At 75.1% G+C, this 20,054-nt stretch carries 19 protein-coding genes; 5 read left to right on the top strand and 14 right to left on the bottom strand.

Going from position 1 to position 20,054, the window contains the following annotated elements; all coding sequences use genetic code 11:
* Positions 1–9: 9 nt before the first annotated feature.
* Positions 10–1,251, top strand: a complete 1,242-nt coding sequence (locus JOE68_RS11515) for a DUF885 domain-containing protein (RefSeq protein ID WP_204842355.1) — start codon at positions 10–12, stop codon at positions 1,249–1,251.
* Between the two features lie 476 nt (positions 1,252–1,727).
* Positions 1,728–3,017 (top strand): RNA 5'-3' helicase PhoH2, encoded by a 1,290-nt coding sequence (gene phoH2 / locus JOE68_RS11510; RefSeq protein WP_204842354.1) that lies wholly within the window; start codon positions 1,728–1,730, stop codon positions 3,015–3,017.
* Between the two features lie 63 nt (positions 3,018–3,080).
* On the opposite strand, the gene JOE68_RS11505 is transcribed toward phoH2, so the two are convergent.
* The 4 genes from JOE68_RS11505 to pdxR all read right to left on the bottom strand — a co-directional run bounded on the left by JOE68_RS11505 (position 3,081) and on the right by pdxR (position 8,632).
* Complete coding sequence (locus tag JOE68_RS11505) at positions 3,081–3,749, bottom strand: Pr6Pr family membrane protein (RefSeq protein ID WP_204842353.1); 669 nt, start codon at positions 3,747–3,749, stop codon at positions 3,081–3,083.
* Positions 3,750–4,044: 295 nt separating this feature from the next.
* Positions 4,045–5,484 carry a GuaB1 family IMP dehydrogenase-related protein gene (locus JOE68_RS11500; protein WP_204842352.1) on the bottom strand — a complete coding sequence of 480 codons (1,440 nt, stop codon included), beginning with the start codon at positions 5,482–5,484 and terminating at the stop codon, positions 4,045–4,047.
* 140 nt (positions 5,485–5,624) lie between these two features.
* Positions 5,625–7,202 carry an ATP-dependent DNA ligase gene (locus JOE68_RS11495; RefSeq protein WP_204846050.1) on the bottom strand — a complete coding sequence of 526 codons (1,578 nt, stop codon included), beginning with the start codon at positions 7,200–7,202 and terminating at the stop codon, positions 5,625–5,627.
* Between the two features lie 47 nt (positions 7,203–7,249).
* Positions 7,250–8,632 (bottom strand): MocR-like pyridoxine biosynthesis transcription factor PdxR, encoded by a 1,383-nt coding sequence (gene pdxR, locus JOE68_RS11490; RefSeq protein WP_204842351.1) that lies wholly within the window; start codon positions 8,630–8,632, stop codon positions 7,250–7,252.
* 47 nt (positions 8,633–8,679) lie between these two features.
* Here pdxR and JOE68_RS11485 point away from each other — a divergent pair, with 47 nt between their 5' ends.
* The gene (locus JOE68_RS11485) at positions 8,680–9,582 is read left to right on the top strand and encodes an EamA family transporter (RefSeq protein ID WP_204842350.1); all 903 of its coding nucleotides are present in this window, start codon (positions 8,680–8,682) and stop codon (positions 9,580–9,582) included.
* On the opposite strand, the gene JOE68_RS11480 is transcribed toward JOE68_RS11485, so the two are convergent.
* Positions 9,521–10,915 (bottom strand): class II fumarate hydratase, encoded by a 1,395-nt coding sequence (locus tag JOE68_RS11480; protein WP_204842349.1) that lies wholly within the window; start codon positions 10,913–10,915, stop codon positions 9,521–9,523. The genes JOE68_RS11485 and JOE68_RS11480 overlap by 62 nt on opposite strands.
* 78 nt (positions 10,916–10,993) lie before the next feature.
* On the opposite strand from JOE68_RS11480, the gene JOE68_RS11475 reads away from it, so the two are divergent.
* Positions 10,994–11,965 carry an NAD(P)/FAD-dependent oxidoreductase gene (locus JOE68_RS11475; RefSeq protein ID WP_204842348.1) on the top strand — a complete coding sequence of 324 codons (972 nt, stop codon included), beginning with the start codon at positions 10,994–10,996 and terminating at the stop codon, positions 11,963–11,965.
* Between the two features lies 1 nt (position 11,966).
* On the opposite strand, the gene JOE68_RS11470 is transcribed toward JOE68_RS11475, so the two are convergent.
* From JOE68_RS11470 to JOE68_RS11440, 7 genes are all read right to left on the bottom strand, one after another.
* Positions 11,967–12,395 (bottom strand): L,D-transpeptidase, encoded by a 429-nt coding sequence (locus JOE68_RS11470; protein WP_204842347.1) that lies wholly within the window; start codon positions 12,393–12,395, stop codon positions 11,967–11,969.
* Between the two features lie 198 nt (positions 12,396–12,593).
* The gene (locus tag JOE68_RS11465; RefSeq protein ID WP_204842346.1) at positions 12,594–13,361 is read right to left on the bottom strand and encodes a S1 family peptidase; all 768 of its coding nucleotides are present in this window, start codon (positions 13,359–13,361) and stop codon (positions 12,594–12,596) included.
* A 116-nt stretch (positions 13,362–13,477) separates the two neighbouring features.
* A complete protein-coding gene (gene glpX / locus JOE68_RS11460; protein ID WP_204842345.1) occupies positions 13,478–14,533 on the bottom strand; it encodes a class II fructose-bisphosphatase in 1,056 nt (351 codons plus the stop codon).
* Positions 14,534–14,581: 48 nt separating this feature from the next.
* Positions 14,582–14,791, bottom strand: coding sequence for an exodeoxyribonuclease VII small subunit (locus tag JOE68_RS11455; protein WP_204842344.1), 210 nt, complete (start codon positions 14,789–14,791; stop codon positions 14,582–14,584).
* A complete protein-coding gene (locus tag JOE68_RS11450) occupies positions 14,788–15,195 on the bottom strand; it encodes a sugar ABC transporter substrate-binding protein (protein ID WP_204842343.1) in 408 nt (135 codons plus the stop codon). Before JOE68_RS11450 ends, JOE68_RS11455 begins: the two co-directional genes overlap by 4 nt.
* Positions 15,176–16,429 carry an exodeoxyribonuclease VII large subunit gene (xseA, locus tag JOE68_RS11445; protein ID WP_204842342.1) on the bottom strand — a complete coding sequence of 418 codons (1,254 nt, stop codon included), beginning with the start codon at positions 16,427–16,429 and terminating at the stop codon, positions 15,176–15,178. The genes JOE68_RS11450 and xseA overlap by 20 nt, the downstream gene beginning before the upstream one ends.
* Positions 16,426–16,971 carry a lipid droplet-associated protein gene (locus JOE68_RS11440; protein ID WP_204842341.1) on the bottom strand — a complete coding sequence of 182 codons (546 nt, stop codon included), beginning with the start codon at positions 16,969–16,971 and terminating at the stop codon, positions 16,426–16,428. Before JOE68_RS11440 ends, xseA begins: the two co-directional genes overlap by 4 nt.
* Positions 16,972–17,068: 97 nt before the next feature.
* Between JOE68_RS11440 and JOE68_RS11435 the strand changes: the two genes are divergently transcribed.
* Complete coding sequence (locus JOE68_RS11435) at positions 17,069–18,013, top strand: 4-hydroxy-3-methylbut-2-enyl diphosphate reductase (RefSeq protein WP_204842340.1); 945 nt, start codon at positions 17,069–17,071, stop codon at positions 18,011–18,013.
* A gap of 259 nt (positions 18,014–18,272) precedes the next feature.
* Here JOE68_RS11435 and JOE68_RS11430 read toward each other — a convergent pair whose 3' ends face one another.
* Positions 18,273–19,022: a DUF6542 domain-containing protein gene (locus JOE68_RS11430; RefSeq protein ID WP_204842339.1), complete on the bottom strand. Its 750-nt coding sequence runs from the start codon at positions 19,020–19,022 to the stop codon at positions 18,273–18,275.
* A gap of 42 nt (positions 19,023–19,064) precedes the next feature.
* Positions 19,065–20,000 carry a DNA recombination protein RmuC gene (locus JOE68_RS11425; protein ID WP_204842338.1) on the bottom strand — a complete coding sequence of 312 codons (936 nt, stop codon included), beginning with the start codon at positions 19,998–20,000 and terminating at the stop codon, positions 19,065–19,067.
* Positions 20,001–20,054: the final 54 nt, after the last annotated feature.

Raw genomic sequence — 20,054 nt, 5'->3', positions numbered from 1 at the left:
CTTCAGTCCGTGGACGGCGTGCGGATCGTGCGGGAGTACCAACTCCTCGGGCTGCGGCTCGGGGAGCTGGCGCCGGGACTGGTGGATTCCTTCACCGGCGACCGCGCCCTGCGCCGCGAGGTCGACGACGAGCCCCGGTGGCACCCGGCCGCCCTGGCCGAGCGCGCCGCGCTGCTGCGCCGCGAGCTGGCCGCCGCCGACGACCTGGCGCCGCCGCGCCGCCGGTTCCTGGACGCCCACCTGGTCGCGCTGGAGTGCACGGCCCGCAGGCTCGCCGGCGTGCGCGTCGGCTTCGCGGCGGAGGTGCGGGCCTACTTCCAGGTCGACGTCCGGCTGGGCAGCCCCGACGCCTACCGCGAGGCGCACCGCCGGCTGGCCGAGGTGCTGCCCGGCCGCGGGCCGCTGGCCGAGCGGCTGGCCGACCACCGCGCGGGCGACGCGGTGCCCCCGCGCCGGCTCGACGCCGCCGTGCGGGCCCTGTCCGGCGCCCTGCGGGACCTGGTGCGGCGGCGGTTCCCGCTGCCCGAGCGCGAGGCGGTGGAGTACGAGGTCGTCGGGAACAAGCCGTGGAGCGGGTTCAACCACTACCTCGGCGACTTCCGGTCCCGCGTCTCGATCAACGCCGACCTCGGCCATCGCGCGTCGAACCTGCCGCACCTGCTCGCCCACGAGTCCTACCCCGGGCACCACACCGAGCACTGCCGCAAGGACGCGGGCCTGGTGGGCGGGAGCGGGCACGCCGAGCAGTCGATCTTCCTGATCAACACCCCGCAGTGCCTGATGGCGGAGGGCGCGGCGGAGCTGGGCCTGCACGCGGCGGTGGGGCCGGGCTGGGGCCGGTGGGCGCAGGACGTGCTGCGGGACGCGGGCCTGCGCATGGACGGCGACCACTGCGAGCGGGTGGAGGCCGCGGTCGCGGGCCTGCTCACCGTGCGGCAGGACGCGGCGCTGATGCTGCACGACCGGAGGACCCCGCCGGACGAGGTGGTGGCGTTCCTGCGGCGCTGGCTGCTGGTGCCCGAGCGCCGGGCCCGGCACATGCTCGGCTTCCTGGCGGACCCGCTGTGGCGGGCCTACACCACGACCTACGTCGAGGGCGCGCGGCTGGTGCGGGCGTGGTTGGACCTGCGTCCACTGGGTGAGACGTTACCTGAGCGTTACCTGAGACTTCTGGATGAGCCGCTCGTCCCGGCCGCGCTGGCGGCCGACCTCCACCGGGAGGTGCCCCGGCTGCCGCGCGGCGGTGGCTAGCCGTCCGGCGTACCGGTGCTGAGCTGCGTGGACGACGCCGCGGAACGGGGCGCCCGCGGTCGGTCACCGGACGTCCGCGGCGTGGCCGCGGATCCCCCCGCGGTTGGCCGGGACGTGACCAATGGGGGAATCACCTGTGTGGCTGCCTGCAAACCGGGTGCCTGCGGAGGTAACTTCCGAATTGGCGGGCCGCGTCCACTGCGGACCGCGCAGGGAGGGCCCTGATCGTGGCTGTTGTCGAAGTGCCGGCGTCGCCGGCGGCGATGAGCGCGAGGGGGCCGGCACCCGGCCCTCGTGGTCGACGCGGCTGAGGCCGTGCCGACCGATCGGGGTGGTTGCCTGGCCCAGCGAGGAGCGGACGCGGGTGCCGCGTTCGTGAGGGAGTTGCCGTGAACGCACGACGACCCGCGAGCCGTTCCTCAGGCTCATCGCGCAGCACTTCCCGGCGCCGCGGCGCGCCGACCGGCCAGACGTACGTGGTGGACACGTCCGTGCTGCTCTCCGACCCACTGGCCACGACGCGGTTCGCCGAGCACGAGGTCGTGCTGCCGCTCGTGGTGATCAGCGAGCTGGAGGGCAAGCGGCACCACCCGGAGCTGGGCTGGTTCGCCAGGGAGGCGCTGCGCCTGCTCGACGACCTGCGGCTGCGCCACGGCCGCCTGGACGCCCCGGTGCCGATCGGAGAGGTCGGCGGCACCCTGCGCGTCGAGCTGAACCACTCCGACCCGGAGGTGCTGCCCGCGGGTTTCCGCACGGACTCCAACGACGCCCGGATCCTGGCCTGCGCGCTCAACCTCGCGGCCGACGGCCACGCCGTCACGCTGATCACCAAGGACATGCCGCTGCGGGTCAAGGCCGGCGCGGTGGGCCTGGCGGCGGAGGAGTACCGCGCCCACGACGTGACGCTGTCCGGGTACACCGGGATGTCCGACGTGGACGTGGACCAGTCCGTCGTGGACGCGCTCTACCGGGAGGGCGACGTCGACCCGGCGGAGCACGACCTCGGCCACGTCGCGGAGCTGCCGTGCCACAGCGGGTTGCGCCTGCTCGCGGGCACCTCCAGCGCGCTGGGCCGGGTCACGCCGGACAAGCGGATCAGGCTGGTGCGCGGCGACCGGGAGGCGTTCGGGCTGCACGGCCGGTCCGCCGAGCAGCGCGTCGCCCTGGACCTGCTGCTGGACACCGAGGTCGGCATCGTCTCGCTGGGTGGACGGGCCGGCACCGGCAAGTCGGCGCTCGCGCTGTGCGCGGGCCTGGAGGCGGTGATGGAGCGCCGCCAGCACCGCAAGGTCGTGGTGTTCCGGCCGCTGTACGCCGTGGGCGGGCAGGAACTGGGCTACCTGCCGGGCTCCGAGACCGAGAAGATGCAGCCGTGGGCGCAGGCGGTGTTCGACACCCTCGGCGCGCTGGTCAGCCAGGACGTGGTGGAGGAGGTCATGGACCGCGGGATGCTGGAGGTCCTGCCGCTGACCCACATCCGGGGCCGGTCGCTGCACGACTCGTTCGTGATCGTGGACGAGGCGCAGTCGCTGGAGCGCAACGTGCTGCTGACCGTGCTGTCCCGGCTGGGCGCGAACTCGCGGGTGGTGCTCACCCACGACGTCGCGCAGCGGGACAACCTGCGGGTGGGGCGGCACGACGGCGTCGCGGCGGTGATCGAGAAGCTGAAGGGCCACCCGCTGTTCGCGCACGTCACGCTGACCCGGTCGGAGCGCTCGCCGATCGCGGCGCTGGTGACCGAGATGCTGGAGGACTACGCCTCCTGACGACGCGCCGGCGAGGGGGTTCCCCGCCCGGGGAGCCCCCTCGCCGCCGCGCGGCCGGCCCGCCTACCGGACGGTGGGCCGCAGCCGGTTGTCCACGACCGCGGCGACCAGCACCAGCGCGACCGCGAGCGCCAGCACCAGCAGGGTGTTGCGCAGCGCGGCGGCGTAACCGATCCCGGTGACGTCCAGGAAGGGGTACGGGTAGAAGCCGGTGATCGCGCCGTGCGCGAAGGTGTGGGCGACCCACAGCACGGGCCAGATGGCCGCCCGCGCCGCGGTCGCGGGGTCGACGCGCGGGCGCGGGCCGAACAGCAGCCAGCCCAGGACGCTCAGCCACGGCGTGAGGTAGTGGAACCCGAGGTTCACCCACCACGCCACCCCGACCGGGTGGGACAGCGCCGCCAGCACCGTCCCGAAGACCACCCCGGTGACGGCGATGCCGAGCAGGGCGTCCAGCCGCAGCACCCGCCACCACCGGCCGTCCCGGTCGGGCCGCAGCGCCAGGGACAGCGCCGCGGCCAGGACCAGGACGTTGCTCTGCACGGTGAAGTAGCTGAACAGCCGCAGCAGCCGGACGCCGAGGGCCTCCCCGCCCCGCCCGTCGTCGGCGTCCGGCCCGCCGGCGAACAGCATCGCGACCTGCGCGATCAGCGACAGCGCGGCGATGGCCGCCACCGCGCCGTGCCACACGCGCGAGCCGACGCGCCAAGCAGCCCGCCCCGCCGTGGTCATGGCCCGATCATCGGGCCACTGTGGACGGTCCGCCGGCCGGGAACCCCTTGCCGCCGCGGGAATCGCCACCCGGCCGGGTCGACTCCCGCGGAGTCGGCGGACCGTCCACATCGGCCGTCGCGATCGGACCGGTCCGCCGGCCGGTCGAACCGGTCGACCCGCCGATCGGGGCTGAGCCGGTCGGGGCTGAGCCGGCCGGGCTCGTGCCGGTCGGAGTCGTGCCGGTCGGAGTTGCGCCGGTCGGGTCGTGCCGGTCGGGCTCGCGCCGGTCAGGGCCGTCGGCCGGGCCGGTCGGTCACCAGCCGCCGGGCAGCGGGCGGCCCTCCGCGAAGCCGGCCGCCGACTGGATGCCCAGCGTCGCCCGTTCGTGGAACTCCTCCAGCGTCGCCGCGCCCGCGTAGGAGCACGCCGACCGCACGCCCGCCGTGATGGAGTCCAGCAGGTCCTCCACACCGGGGCGCGTCGGGTCCAGGCGCATCCGGGAGGTCGAGATGCCCTCCTCGAACAGGCCCTTCTTGGCGCGCTCGAACGCGTTGTCGGAGCGGGTCCGCGCGCTGACGGCGCGCTTGGACGCCATGCCGAACGACTCCTTGTACAGCCGGCCCGACTCGTCCTGGTGCAGGTCGCCGGGCGACTCGTAGGTGCCCGCGAACCAGGACCCGACCATGGCCGCGCTGGCCCCGGCGGCGAGCGCGAGCGCCACGTCGCGCGGGTGCCGCACGCCGCCGTCCGCCCACACGTGCTTGCCCAGCGCGCGGGCCTGGGCCGCGCACTCGGCGACCGCCGAGAACTGCGGCCGGCCGACGCCGGTCATCATCCGGGTGGTGCACATGGCGCCCGGCCCCACGCCGACCTTGACCACGTCCGCGCCCGCCTCGACCAGGTCGCGCACGCCCTCGGCGGTGACCACGTTGCCCGCGACCACCGGCACCGTCGGCGACGCGTCGCGCACGGCCTTCAGCGCCGACAGCATCTTCTCCTGGTGCCCGTGCGCGGTGTCCACGACCAACGTGTCCACGCCCGCCTTGAGCAGCTCTTCGGCCTTGGCCCGCACGTCGCCGTTGACCCCCGTCGCCGCCGCGACCCGCAGCCTGCCCTCGGCGTCCACCGCCGGCGCGTACACGTCCGCGCGCAGCGCGCCCAGCGCCGTCATGATGCCCCGCAGGCGACCTTCGGCGTCCACGCCGAGCACGACCTTCTGCGTGCCGCCGTGCAGCCGGTCGAACACCTCGCGCGGCGGGGTGTCCATCGGCAGCGTGGCGATCCGCTCGTCCGCGACCTCGTGCAGCCGGGTGAACCGGTCGACCCCGCCGCACGCGGCCTCGTCCACCACGCCCACCGGCCGCCCGGCCTCGTCGACGACGACCACGGCGTCGTGCGCCCGCTTGTGGATCAGGTTGTGGGCGTCGGCCACCGAGTCGCCGGGGGAGAGGGTGAGCGGCGTGTCCCAGACCGGGTGCCGCTGCTTCACCCAGGCCACGATCCCGGCCACCGCCTCCGGGGCGACGTCCTGCGGCAGCACCACGAGCCCGCCGCGCCGGGCCACGGTCTCGGCCATCCGGCGCCCGGCGACCGCGGTCATGTTCGCGACCACGACCGGGATGGTCGCCCCCGTGCCGTCGGAGGTCGACAGGTCGACGCCGAACCGGGACTCCACGGCCGAGCGGCCGGGCACCAGGAAGACGTCGTCGTAGGTCAGGTCATAGCTGGGCCGATGCCCTTCGATGAATCGCACGAGACTTCGACACTACTCGCGATCGGGCCGTTCCGCCCCTGCCCGCGGGACCGGACCGCGGGACCGGGCGCGCGGCCGGGACCCGGGACCAGGACCAGGAGCCGGGGCCCGGGATCAGGGCGCGGGATCAGGGCGCGGGATCAGGGCGCGGGATCAGGCGTGGCGCCCGCCGAGGGGTCGCCCCCCTTCGGCAGCAGCGCCCGCACCGCGTCGATCGTGTCGGCCTCGGCCGGGCCCTTGTCCGGCCGGTACCGCACCACGCGGGCGAAGCGCAGCGCCACGCCGCCCGGGTAGCGCGGCGACACCTGGACCCCGTCCAGCTCGACCTCGACCACCAGCTCGGGGCGCACGGTGACCAGCCAGTCGCCCCGGTCGGTCGCCCGCGCGAGCAGCTCGCGGGTCTGCCACGCCAGCAGCTCGTCGGTCAGGCCCTTGAACGTCTTGCCGACCATGACCGGCGGCCCGCCGTCCGGGTCGCGCGCGCCCAGGTGCAGGTTCGACAGCAGGCCCTGCCGCCGCCCGCTGCCCCACTCGACGCCCAGCACCACCAGGTCCAGGGCGTGGACCGGCTTCACCTTCTGCCAGGAGCGCCCGCGCCGGCCCGCCGCGTACACCGACTCCAGCGACTTGACCACCACCCCCTCCTGGCCCGCCGCCAGCGCCGCCGCCAGCACCTGCGCGGCCCGCGGCTCGTCGGGCTCCACGGCGCCGGGGATGACGTGGTCGCCGGCGGCCTCGCGCAGCGCGGCCAGGCGCACGCGCAGCGGCTCGTCGAGCAGGTCGACGCCGTCCAGGTGCAGGCAGTCGAAGAAGAACGGGCTCAGCAGCAGCTCGCGGGCGCCGCCCACCGACGTGCGCGGGCCGGCGGGGGTGGCCTCGAGCAGCGCGCCGAACCTGCTCATCGTCTCCTGGAACGGCCGCGGCTTGCCGTCGTCGTCCAGCGCCAGCGTCTCGCCGTCGAGCACCGCGGACGTGCAGGGCAGCCCGCGCACCAGCTCCACCAGCTCGGGGACGGTCGCGGTGATCTCGCGCAGGGTGCGGGTGAACACGCGGACCTCGTCGCCGGAGCGGTGCACCTGGATGCGCGCGCCGTCGAGCTTGTGCTCCACCACGCACGGGCCCAGCTCGGCCAGCGCGGCGGGCAGCGACTCGGCGGGCGAGGCCAGCATCGGCCGCACCGGGCGACCCACCTCCAGCCGGAACGCCGCCAGCGCCGCCTCGCCCGCCAGCGCCGCCACCGCCGTCCCCGGCAGGCTCCCGGACAGCATGAACGCCCGCCGGACCACCTCGCCGGGCACCTCGGCCGCCCGCGCGATGGCGTCCAGCATCACCCCCTCCAGGGCGCCCTGGCGCAGCTCGCCGGTCAGCAGCCGGCGCAGGAAGTCCTGCTCGGCCTCCGTCGCCCGGCCGAACAGGGCGGTCAGCGCCTCGACCCGCCGCCGGGCCGCGCCCCTGCCGCTGATCGCGGCGTACCCGCCCAGCGCCTCGTCCACCTCGGACACCGTGAGCTGCGGCCGCTCGGCGGGCGGTGGCGCGATCGCCTGGACGGTGCGGTAGCCCGCCCCGATGCGCCCCTGGCTGGGCACGCCGACCAGGAACGACACCACCGCGGGCGTGCTCATCCGGCGCACCGGCTCGGCCAGGGCGGCGACCTTGGCCAGGCGGGAGCGCGTCGCCGCGACGGCGGCGGACGTCTCTACGACCTCGGTGAACAGCACGCCGACCATGGTGCACCCCACCACCGACAATGTCCGGTCGGCCGCGGTCAGGGCCGGTCGCCCACGACCCGGCTCAGCTCCCGCACGGCCAGCCGCAGGCGGTCCGGGGTGGTGGCGGCGTAGCCGAGCACCAGCCCGGGGAACGTCGGCGTGCGCGCGTAGTTCGCCAGCGCCGGCGCGTGGACCCCGTGCCCGGCCAGGCGCTCCTGCAGCGCGAGGTCGTCGGTCCCGTCGGGCAGCCGCACGACCACGTGCAGGCCCGCCGCCACGCCGATCGGTGTCCACGCGGGCAGCCGCCGGGCCAGCTCGTCGAGCAGGGCGTCCCGGCGGGCGCGGTAGAGCCGGCGGGTGCGGCGCAGGTGGCGGTCGTAGCCGCCGGTCCGCAGGAGCTGCGCGAACGCCGCCTGGTGGAGGGTGCCGGTGCCGAGGTCGTCCAGCCGCTTGCGCCGCACGACCGGGTCGCGCAGGCCGGGCGGCAGGACCAGCCAGCCGAGGCGCAGCGCGGGTGCGAGGACCTTGCTGGCGCTGCCCTGGTAGACCACCCGCGCGGGGTCCAGGGCCTGCATCGCGCCCAGCGCGGGGCGGTCGTAGCGGTGCTCGGCGTCGTAGTCGTCCTCGATGACCACGCCGTCGCGGGCGCGCGCCCAGTCCAGGAGCGCGCGCCTGCGCTCGGGGTGCAGCACGACGCCCAGCGGGAACTGGTGCGCGGCCGTGACGAGCACCGCCCGGCAGTCCGTCGTGGCCAGGACGTCCACGCGGATCCCCTTGTCGTCCACCGGGACGGGGCGCACCGCGAGGCCGTGGGAGGCCAGCACGTCCGCCGCGCCGGGGTGGCTCGGCTCCTCGACCGCGACGCTGGTGTGCCCGGCGGCCGCCAGCACCCGCCCCGTCAGCGAGGTGCCCTCGGCGGCCCCGTTCACGACGACCACCTCGGCCGGCCCGGCCACGACGGCGCGCACGCGGCCCAGGTAGTCGGCGAGTTCGCGGCGCAGCGGCGGGAAACCCGCCGGGTCGGGGTAGCCGAGGTCGTCGGCGGGCAGGGCGAGCAGCGCGGTCTTCTGCGCCTGCAACCACTCCTCGCGCGGGAACGCGCCGAGCGCGGGCACGCCCGGCCTCAGGTCGAACCGCCGGCTCGGCCGCGCGCGGGGCTCCTCGGCGACCGCGCGCGGCGGGGCGGCGGTGGCCGCGACGGTGGTGCCCGAGCCGCGCCGGGCGACCAGGTAGCCCTCCCCGACGAGCTGGGCGTACGCCGAGGTGACGGTGCCGCGGGCGACCCCGAGCTGGGCGGCCAGGTCGCGGCTGGACGGCAGCCGCGTGCCCGGCCCGAGCCGCCCGTCCCGGACCGCGCGGCGCAGCTCCGACTCCACGCCCCGGCGGCCGGTGGCGCCGGGCAGCAGCAGCTCGCGGTAAGTGGTCCAGTCGGAGGTCACGGAAATGGAGCTTAATCCTGGACCACCGATGGGCGAGGGTGATCGGCATGAGAACCGCCATCGCCGCCGGCGCCCTGGCCTCGGTCATCGTGGGCGCGGCCGTCCCGGTGACCGGGATGCTCCAGGACTACCCGCTGCTCACCGGTCAGGCCGTGCGCTACGCGCTGGGCGGCGTCGTGCTGCTCGGGTGGACGCTGGCGCGCGGCGGGCGGCTGGTCGTGCCCCGGCGGGGCGACTGGGCGGCGCTGTGCGCGCTGGTCGCCACCGGGATGCTCGGCTTCAACGCCTTCCTCCTGCACGCCCAGCGCTACGCGGAGCCCGGTTTCGTGGCCGCGGTGCTGGGCGCGAGCCCGCTGGTGCTGGCGCTGGCGGCGCCGTTGGCGGCCGGGCGGCGGCCCGCCGCGGGCGCGGTGGCGGGCGCGGTCGTGGTGGCGGGCGGGGTCGTGCTGCTGTCCGGGGGCGGCGCCTGGCACGGCCCCGGGCTGGTGCTGGCGGTGGCGACGATGCTCGGCGAGGTGTCGTTCACGCTGTTCGCGGTGGGCGTGGTGCGGCGGCTGGGCGGCGTCGCGGTGGCCACCTGGTGCTGCTTCCTCGCGGCGGCGGTGGGCGGGGTGGTCGGCACCTTCGCCGGCGGCTGGCGGGCGCCGGGCCCGCGGGAGGGCGCGGCGCTGGTGGTGCTCGGGGTCGTGGTCACCGCCGTGGCGTTCGGGCTGTGGTACTTCGCGGTGGCGCGGCTGGGCGCGGACCGGGCCGGGGTGCTGATCGGGCTGATGCCGGTCGCCGGGCTGGCGGCGTCGGTGGCGCTGGGCGCGCAGGCGATGACCGCCGTCGCGCTGCTCGGCGCGACGGCGGTCGCCCTGGGCTGCGCGATCGGGCTGCGCGGCCGGGTCAGCGCCCGCCGCGCGCCATCCGCAGCACGTCCAGCGCCTCGTCCAGCTGCGCCTCGGTGAGCCGGTCCGGCACGTGGCCGCGCTCCAGCACGACCTGGCGGATCGTCTTGCGCTCCTTCAGCGACTGCTTGGCGATCGCCGCCGCCTCCTCGTAGCCGAGGTAGCGGTTGAGGGGCGTCACGATCGACGGGGACGACTCGGCGAACTCGCGCATCCGGTCGGCCTGCGGCTCGACGCCGGCCAGGACCTTGTCGGCCAGCAGGCGGGACACCGCGGCGACCAGGCGCGCGGACTCCAGCACGTTGCGGGCGATCACCGGGAGCATCACGTTGAGCTGGAAGTTGCCCTGCGAGCCCGCGAACGCCACCGCCGCGTCGTTGCCGATCACCTGCGCCACCACCATCATCGTGGCCTCGGGGATCACCGGGTTGACCTTGCCGGGCATGATCGACGAGCCCGGCTGGAGGTCGGGCAGGGCCAGCTCGCCCAGCCCGGTGCGCGGTCCGGAGCCCAGCCAGCGCAGGTCGTTGGCGATCTTGAACAGGCCGATCGCCGTCGCCCGGAGCTGGCCGGAGACCTCGACCACGCCGTCCTGCGTGGCCTGCGCCTCGAAGTGGTCGCGGGCCTCGGTCAGCGGCAGGCCGGTGACCCGCGCCAGCTCCGCCGCGACCGCCGCGCCGAAGCCCTCGGGCGCGTTCAGGCCGCTGCCGACGGCCGTGCCGCCGATCGGCAGCTCCGCCAGCCGGGGCAGGCTCGCGGTCAGCCGCTCGACGCCGTGGTCGACCTGCGCGGCCCACGCGCCGGCCTCCTGGCCCAGCGTGATCGGGACCGCGTCCATCAGGTGCGTCCGACCGGACTTCACCAGGTCCGACCACTCGGCGGCCCGCCGCCGGAGCACCCCGGCCAGGTGCTCCAGGGCCGGCACCACGTCGGTGGCCACGGCCTCCGCCGCGGCGACCCGCAGCGTCGTCGGGAACGTGTCGTTGGACGACTGCGAGGCGTTGACGTGGTCGTTCGGGTGCACGTCGCGGCCCAGCGCCCGGGACGCCAGGGTCGCGATGACCTCGTTGGCGTTCATGTTCGACGACGTCCCGGAACCGGTCTGGAACACGTCCACCGGGAAGTGCGCGTCGTGCGCGCCCCCGGCGACCTCGTCCGCGGCCCCGGCGATCGCGCCGGCCACGTCGTCGGGCAGCACGCCCAACCGCTGGTTCACCCGGGCGGCGGCGGCCTTGAGCAGGCCGAGCGCCCGGATCTGGGACCGCTCCAGCCCCCGTCCCGACACCGGGAAGTTCTCCACCGCGCGCTGCGTCTGCGCCCGCCACAGCGCGTCGACCGGCACCCTGACCTCGCCCATGGTGTCGTGCTCGACGCGGTAGTCCTGTTCTGCCATACCACCGAGTCTGCCCCCCGCGGGCCCACCGGGGCGGAATGGATGGGCAGAGTGGTGCGGAACACCTATGGTCGGTGCATGGACCTCGAGGTCGACGTGCTCGTCGTCGGAGCCGGACCCACCGGGCTGTTCGCGGCCTACTACGCGGGCTTCCGGGACCTGTCCGTGGCGCTGGTCGACTCGCTGCCGGAGGCGGGCGGGCAGATCACCGCGATGTACCCGGAAAAGCTGATCTTCGACGTGGCCGGGTTCCCCGCCGTGCGCGGTCGGGACCTGGTCGCCGCCCTGGTCCGGCAGGCGGACCGGTGGCAGCCGACCTACCTGCTCGGCAGGCAGGCGCGCACGCTGTCCACTGTGGACGACGGGCTGGAGGTCGGGCTCGCCGACGGCGGCGTGGTGCGCACCCGCGCGGTGCTGGTCACGGCGGGCATCGGCGAGTTCCGGCCCCGCCCGCTGCCCGCCGGCGACGGCTGGCTGGGCCGGGGCGTCGTGCACTTCGTGCCCGCCCTGGGCGCCCACGCCGGGCAGGACGTCGTCGTGGTGGGCGGCGGCGACTCGGCGTTCGACTGGGCCCTGGCCCTGCACCCGATCGCGGCCAGCGTGACCGTCGTGCACCGCCGCGCCACGTTCCGCGCCCACCCGCCGACCGTGCGGCAGGTGCGCGAGCTGGGCGTGCCGATCATCACCGACGCCGAGGTGCTGGAGCTGCGCGGCGACGGCAGGGTGGCCGAGGTGGAGGTCGCCGTCAAGGGCGGCGACCGCGCGGTGCTGCCCGCGCAGACCGTCGTGGCGGCCCTGGGCTTCACCGCCGACCTGGGTCCCATCGGGACGTGGGGCGTGGAGCTGGACCACCGCGCGATCGTCGTGGACAGCACGATGAGGACCGCGCGGGACCGCGTCTACGCGGCGGGCGACGTCGCGCAGTACCCCGGCAAGGTCAAGCTCATCGCGACCGGCTTCGGGGAGGCCGCGACGGCGGTCAACAACATCGCCGTGCGGCTCGACCCCGGAGCGCACCTGTTCCCGGGTCACTCCAGCAGCGCGGAGTGACTCACGGGACCACCTGGACCTGCTCGCCGACGAACAGGTTGTCGAAGAAGGTGGCCGCCGCGTCGCGCGACAGGTGGATGCAGCCGTGCGACTGCTCGGTCAGGCTGCCTTCGTGGAACGCGATGCCGCTGGTGGTGAAGTACACCGCGAAGGGCATCGGCGCGTTGTACGGCACGCTCCAGTCGTCGCGCACCTTGCGCAACACCGGGTACGTGCCGGTGGGCGTCTCGTAGCCGGGGCGGCCGTGCGTGACGGGGACGGGGCCGTAGCTGGCCGATCCCCGGTACACGAGCCACGCCTCGTTGGTGGACAGCTTCAGGCAGGCCCCGTCCCGGATGGAGCAGGGGGCGCCGGTCGAAGCGTGTGCGGGCGCCGCGAGGCCGGAGAAAGCGAGGGCCAGCGCGGCCAGTCCGGTGCCGAGCTTCTTCATCTCGAATCACTCCTCGATCAGGGGTTACCCGATCGAGGACGTGATTCACCGGTCCGGGCGGGGACCGGGGACTGTTCACCCACTCGGCGGCACCGGGAGCACGCGCCGGTGGGGGTCCGGCCCCGGAACGGGGGAAGGGCCGCCCCGCCGGAGCGGAGCGGCCCTTCACCGCGGGACACCCGGGTGCGGGTGGTCTGGTCAGACCGCGCCCGCGTAGGTGGTGATCCACGAGCGGAAGGCCGGGACGTCCATGTAGATCGACGGACCGGTCGCGCAGGTGGAGCTGCTGTTGCCGGCCCGGCTGGTGGCGCCGATCAGCTCCCACGTGCCGCCGACGGACTTGATCTGCGGACCGCCCGAGTCGCCGTAGCAGGCGCCCGCGCGACCACCGGGGTTGTTGGTGCAGATCTCGTAGGCGCCGGAGATGCCCTGGCAGCTGCCGTCCGCCACGATCGAGGTGTTCAGCTCCTGCAGGGTCACCGGCGCGCCGCCGCAGCCGCGCGGGGCGCAGGTCTGGCCCCACCCGATGATGCGGGTGGCGGTGCCGGTCGCACCGGAGGACGACGACACCCTGATCGGCGTCTGGCTCACGTTCGTGGACAGGCGCAGCAGGGCGATGTCGTAGCTGGGGTGGTTCACGATCTGCGCGCCGGAGGCGACCGTCCCACCGCTGGAGCGGTTGGTCGAGCCGACCCGGACGCGGACCGAGGACGCCGAGCGGCCCTGCACGCAGTGCTTGGCCGTCACGACCCAGTTGGCCTTGATCAGCGAGCCGCCGCAGAAGTGGCTACCCGAGGTGCTCTGCAGGGAGACCATGAACGAGTAGACCTGGGTGGCGTTGCCGCCGCCCACGATGTACGGCGTGACCTCGCCGTCCGCCGCCGGGGACGCCGCCGCCCCGCCCGCGGTGGCGAGCGCTGCCCCGACCGCGACCGCGAAGGCGGTGAACAGGGTACGAACCTTCATCATTTCCTCTCCGTGCCCGACGCAGGGGGCCAGGCACGAATCGGAAACTAGGGACGTACGACACTCCGTGACTACAGCCGTTCGGCCGGTAACACCCTGTTGACCGTTGACACGGCTCACGGCAGCGGCGGCAGGACCGGCTCGTCGCCGGGTCGCGGGTCGAAGTCGACCGAGGAGTACTCGCGCAGCTTCGTCAGCCGGTGGAAGCCGTCGATCATGCGCACCGTGCCGGACTTCGACCGCATCACGATCGACTGCGTCGTGCAGCCGCCCGCCCGGTAGTGCACGCCCCGCACCAGGTCCCCGTCGGTGACGCCGGTGGCGCAGAAGAACACGTTGTCGCCGCGCACCAGGTCGTCCGTGCCGAGCACCCGGTCCAGGTCGTGCCCGGCGTCGAGGGCCCTCTGCCGCTCCTCGTCGTCCTTGGGCCACAGCCGCCCCTGGATCGCGCCGCCCATGCACTTCAGCGCCGCCGCCGCGATGATCCCCTCGGGCGTGCCGCCGATGCCCACCAGGAGGTCGATGCCGGTGTTCGGGCGGGCCGCCGAGATCGCTCCCGCCACGTCGCCGTCGGAGATGAAGTGGATGCGGGCGCCCGCTTTCCGGACGTCGGCCACGATCGACTCGTGCCGCGGGCGGTCCAGGACGCACACCGTCACGTCGGAGACGTCGCTGTGCTTGGCCCTGGCCACCCGGCGGATGTTCTCCGCGATCGGCGCCGTGATGTCGATGACGTCCGCCGCCTCCGGCCCCACGGCCAGCTTCTCCATGTAGAACACCGCGGACGGGTCGAACATCGCGCCCCGCTCGGCCACCGCGAGCACCGCCAGCGCGTTGGGCATCCCCTTGGACATCAACGTGGTCCCGTCGATCGGGTCCACGGCGACGTCGCAGTCCGGGCCGTCGCCGTTGCCGACCTCCTCGCCGTTGAACAGCATGGGCGCCTCGTCCTTCTCGCCCTCGCCGATCACGACCACGCCGCGCATCGAGACGGTGCCGATCAGCTTGCGCATGGCGTCGACCGCCGCGCCGTCGCCGCCGTTCTTGTCGCCGCGCCCCACCCAGCGGCCGGCGGCCATCGCCGCGGCCTCGGTGACGCGGACGAGTTCGAGCGCGAGGTTCCGGTCGGGTGCTTCGCGACGACGCTCGGACGGGCTGCTGCTGGACACCATGGAGTTCCTCCTGCGATTACCGGCCGGTAGACCAATCCTCGCACGTCGTCAGCCCTGCGCGACGTCCTCCTCGGTCACAGCGAGCGCTTGATCGATCCGCTCGCGGGCGCCCGCGAGCCGCTGTTCGCAGGTCTTGGCGAGGGCCTCGCCGCGTTCCCACAGCGCCAGCGACTCCTCCAGCGACAGGCCGCCCGCCTCCAGCCGGCGGACCACCTCCACCAGTTCGTCCCTGGCCTCCTCGTAGCCCGGCTCGCTCACGTGGACAACTTCCCCAATCGGTTGCGGACGTGCACCACGACGGTCGCCACCGCCTGGTCGTAGCCGACGAACGCCTCCGCGAACTCGGCGCCGTCACCCTCTCGCACCGCGTCGTCGATGCGGTGCTCGGCCTCCGCGACCCGCCGGCGGTGCACCGAGCCGCCGGACAGCCACCAGCGCTCCCCGGCGTAGTCGGAGGTCGCCGAGGACAGGTCGTGCAGCCGGTCGGCCAGCGCCGACCGGCCGGACGCGCAGCCCGCCACCAGCGACAGCCAGCAGTCGGCCGCCGCGCGGTCGGCGGCCTCGACGCGGTCGCGCACCGCGCGGGAGCCCTCGTCGTCGGCGCCGTCGGCGGCGGCCGTCGTCAGGGGCAGGAACGTGGGCTCACCTGCCGGAGTGGGCACCACCGCCTCCTTCCTCGGCGTCCTGGACGACCGCGCGCACGGCCCCGTCCGCCACCCGCACCCGGAGCCGGGCCCCCGCCGGCGCGTCCTCGACCGACCTGACCACGCCGACGACCCCGTCGGGCGTGACCAACTGCACCACGGCGTACCCACGGGCCAGCGTGGCGGCCGGTCCGAGGGTCGTCAAGCGCGCGGTGGTCGCGGCCAGCCCCGCGGCCTCCTTGTCGAGCCGGTGGCGGATCGCCCGCCGGGAGCGCTCCCGCCACTGCGCCACGTCCTGGGCGCGCCGCTCCAGCGGCCCGTGCGGGTCGGCCAGCGCCGGCCTGCTGCGCAGCGAGGCGAGCAGCTCGCGCTCCCGGTCCACCCAGCCGTGCAGCGCGCGCCTGCTGCGGTCGCGCGCCTGCCGGATCCGCTCGGCCTCCTCGGCGACGTCGGGCACCACGCGCTTGCCCGCGTCGGTCGGCGTCGAGCACCGCAGGTCGGCCACGTGGTCGACCAGCGGGCTGTCCGGCTCGTGCCCGATCGCGGACAGCACGGGCGTGCGGGCCTGCGCCACCGCCCGGCACAGCGCCTCGTCGGAGAACGGCAGCAGGTCCTCCACGCTGCCGCCGCCGCGCGCCAGCACGATCACGTCGACCTCGGGGTCGCGGTCCAGGGTCGCCAGCGCCGTGAGGATCTGCGGGACGGCCGACGCCCCCTGCACCGCGACGTTGATCACGCGGAAGCGGGCGTTGGGCCAGCGGGCGTGCGCGTTGGTCACCACGTCCCGCTCGGCGGCCGACGCGCGGCCGGTGATGAGCCCGATCCGGTTGGGCAGGAACGGCGGCCGGCGCTTGCGGCGCGGGTCGAACAGGCCCTCGGCGGCGAGCAGCTTCTTGAGCCGCTCGACGCGCGCCAGCAGCTCGCCGACGCCGACCGCGCGGATCTCGTCCACGCGCAGGCTCAACGTCCCCCGGTTCGGGAAGTAGTGGGGCTTGCCGTGCACCACGACGCGGCTGCCCTCGGTCAGCTGCAGCTCGCGGACCATGGCCACGGGCGCGGTCAGCGTCATCGACATGTCGACCGACGGGTCGCGCAGCGTGAGGAACGCGGTGGCCGTGCCGGGGCGCGCGCTGAGCTGCGTCACCTGGCCCTCCACCCACACGTCGCCGAGCCGGTTGATCCACTCGAAGACCTTGCGCGCGACCGTGCGGACCGGCCAGGGGTGCTCGGGGCTGGACTTCTGGTCGGTCACCGCTGGTCGGGGCTCGCGGCCGGGCGGAGGTTGGCGATCCGGCGCGTCAGCATCCCGGTGAACTCCGGGCGGGCCGCGTGGGTGCGCTCGTGGTCGAGCAGCTGCTCCAGGTCCGCGATCGACAGCCCCCGCAGCCGCGCGCGCAGCTGCGGCAGCGTCAGCTCGTCGTAGTTCGGCAGCGCGGCGGGCGGCTCGGCGGCCAGCGCCTGCTCCTCGGCCTCCCACGGGTCGTCGACCGGCGCGCCGGCGGCCCCGGGGTCCGCGAACCCCTCCGGCGCCGGGGCGCCCGCGGCGGTGTCGTCGTCCTCGTCGAACGTGGCCCACTCCGGCTCGGCTTCCGCGGGGCGCAACCCGGCCAGGGCGTCGTCGCCCTTGATTGCGAGTTCCGTCACCCGCTGCTGGACCCGCATCGACAGTTGCAGCGCCTCGCTGACCACGGTCACCGGCAGCCCCACGAGCTGGTGCGGGAGCTTCCGGGCCTGCTCGACGGCGGTGACCGCCAGTCCCGCGGCGAGGCGGACGGGCAGCGGCAGTGGCTTCATGCCCCCTAGCCTGCCGCAGTCGGGCCGCGGATGCCCACCTTCCGCGCCCGTGCCCCTGGGGCGGTCCGCGCCCCCGGGCAGCCCGTACCCTTGGGGCATGGACAAGCGAGTGCTCCTGGCCAAGCCGCGCGGCTACTGCGCCGGCGTGGACCGCGCGGTCGTCACCGTCGAGAAGGCGCTGGAGCAGTACGGCGCGCCGGTGTACGTGCGCAAGGAGATCGTCCACAACAAGCACGTGGTCGAGACGTTGTCCAGGCGTGGCGCGATCTTCGTCGACGAGACCGACCAGGTGCCCGAGGGCGCGCTCGTGGTGTTCTCGGCGCACGGCGTGTCGCCCGCGGTGCACGAGGAGGCCGCGGCCCGCCGGCTGCGCACCATCGACGCCACCTGCCCGCTGGTGACCAAGGTCCACAACGAAGCGCGCCGGTTCGCGCGCGAGGACTACGACATCCTGCTCATCGGCCACGAGGGGCACGAGGAGGTCGAGGGCACCGCGGGCGAGGCCCCGGAGCACATCCAGCTCGTGGACACGGCCGAGGACGTGGACAAGGTCGTCGTGCGCGACCCGTCCAAGGTGGTGTGGCTGTCGCAGACCACGCTGTCGGTGGACGAGACGATGATCCGGGTGCGGCAGTTGCAGGAGCGGTTCCCGGACCTCCAGGAGCCGCCGTCGGACGACATCTGCTACGCGACGTCCAACCGCCAGACGGCGGTGAAGACCATGGCCCCCGAGTGCGACCTCGTGCTGGTGGTGGGCTCCCGGAACTCGTCCAACTCGGTGCGGCTGGTCGAGGTGGCGCTCCAGGCGGGCGCGCGGGCGGCGCACCTGGTCGACTACGCGCGCGAGGTCGACCCGGCGTGGCTCGACGGCGTGACCACCGTCGGGGTGACCTCCGGCGCTTCCGTGCCGGACATCCTGGTGATGGAGCTGCTCGAGTTCCTGGCCGAGCGCGGGTACGGGGACGTCGAGGAGATCACCACGGCCAACGAGAAGATCGCCTTCGCCCTGCCCCGCGAGCTGCGCAAGGACATGGTGCGCTGAGCAGCGCGCCGGGGGTCCCGCGCCGGGACACCGGGCCGAGGACCCCGTGCCGGGATCCCGGGCCGTCCGGGAACCCCCGGTCCGGAGTGGACCCCTCCCGGGACGCGGGCGCGGGACGGCTGCCGCGAAGCCCCTCACGTCGGTGAAGGGCTCTGCGGGACGTCGGTGAAGGGCTCTGCGGGCGGTTGCCCCGACCCGCTGCTGTGAACGGGCCGCGGGCTCCGGTGCCGGCTGGCTCCGGCGCCGGTTCGCGTCGGTGTCAGTCCTCGTCGCGCCGGCGCGGGCGGCGCTGCGGCGAGCGGGAGCCCTGCTCGCGGGGCCGGCGCGGGCGGTCCTCGTCGGACTGCGGGCGCGGGCGCTTGGGGCGGGGCTCGTCGCCGTCGGCGGGCTTGCGGCGGGGCTCGTCGCCCTTGGGCGCCTTGCGGCGCGGCCGGTCCTCGGCGTCGCGAGCGGCCTCCCGGGCGGGCGCGGACTCGCGGGGGCGCTTCGGGCGGTCCTCGGCGGACCGCGCCGGCTCGCCCTCGGCCTCGCGGACCTCCTCCCGGGTGGGGCGGTTCGGGTCCTTCTGCGTGGTGACCCGCACCAGGCCGATGATCACCGTGCACGCCGTCGTGATCGCCATCGCCGGGAAGCCGTCGATCAGCGGTTTGCCCAGGCCCAGGCCGATCGCCGGCAGCCCGCCCGAGGGCAGGCCGCCGGTCAGCACCACCATCAGCGGCACGACGATGGCCAGCACCAGCGGCGGCTGGACGACCGGGCCGAACATCGACCGCCGCTCCACGAACACCACCGCGCCGACGGCCCCGACGAAGAACGTGACGGCGAACACCCACCCCACGGTCTTCGCCGACGAGCTGACGTCGACGTAGGTGCCGACGACGGCCAGCACGAACGTCCCGAGCACGGCCGCCCACCAGGGCAGGCCCCGGAAGGTGCCGAAGAGGGCGCGGTCGTTCCAGCGGACGGGGTCGAGTTCCTCGTCCTCCGGCTCGCGCGTTGCAGCGGTCACGCCCACTCCTCGTTCGGCTTCGGCTCCGGGTCCCACACTCTATTACGCCTCGCGGGCGTCCAAGGGTGCACTGACGCCTTCGTCGGTCCGGCGCACGAGCGCCGGCGGGCTGGGGCTGGCCGACGCGGCGGTCAGCGGCTCCACCGCCGCCCGGAAGCTCTCCAGCGCGTCCAGCTCGCGCCGGCGCGCCGACAGGAACCGCTGGAGGTGCGTGCTGGACAGGTTGACCGCGTCGATCGCGCCGTCGGCGGCCCGGTGCGCCCGGGACGCCTGCGCGCGCACCTGCTCCACGTCGTCGGCCAGCGCGCGGTCGGTGACGGCGAACATCGCCGCCGACGCGATGACCGCGAAGCCGGTCGGCCCGCACAGGAAGACCCGCCGGTCCAGCAGCCAGCGCAGCAGCTCCGGGTCGGTGTCCAGGGCCGCGACCACCGCGCCGTCGTTGGGCACGAACATGATCGTCCCGTAGATGGCGTCCGCCCAGCGCTGGTAGCCCTTGCCCGCCAGCTCGGCCGCGCGGGCCCGGATGTTGCGCACGTGCACGCGCAGCGCGTCGGCCCGCTCCGCCGGGTCGTCGGTCTCCACCGCCTCGGCCCACGTCGCCATGCTCATCTTGGCGTCGACCGGCACCTGCCGGCCGCCGCCCACGTCGAGCACCAGGTCGGGCCGCACCGCGCCGCCGCCCGCCACGTCGACCTGGAGCCGGAAGTGCACGCCCTCGCGCAGGCCCAGCGCCCGCGCGGTCTCCACCAGGACCCGCTCGCCCAGCTCGCCGCGCCCGCTGACCGACGAGAACGCCACCTCGTAGCGCTGGAGCGCGGCGCGGGTGGCGTCGCCGCGCTCCCGCTCCCGCTGCACGGCCGCGAGGGCGGCGTCCACCCGCCGGACCCCGTCCTGGTAGAGCCGCCACAGGAACACCAGCGCACCGGCGAGCAGGAGTGCCACGACCACCGCCGCCGTGCTGAGGACCGCTGTCATGGCCCCGATCATCGCGCACACCGTTCCGATCACACGTTCGAGCGACACGCCGAG

The sequence above is a fragment of the Saccharothrix algeriensis genome (genome assembly GCF_016907655.1).
Lineage (GTDB): Bacteria > Actinomycetota > Actinomycetes > Mycobacteriales > Pseudonocardiaceae > Actinosynnema > Actinosynnema algeriense.
Note: the sequence above shows the minus strand (reverse complement) of the source record. Positions and strands in the feature narration are given on the sequence as shown.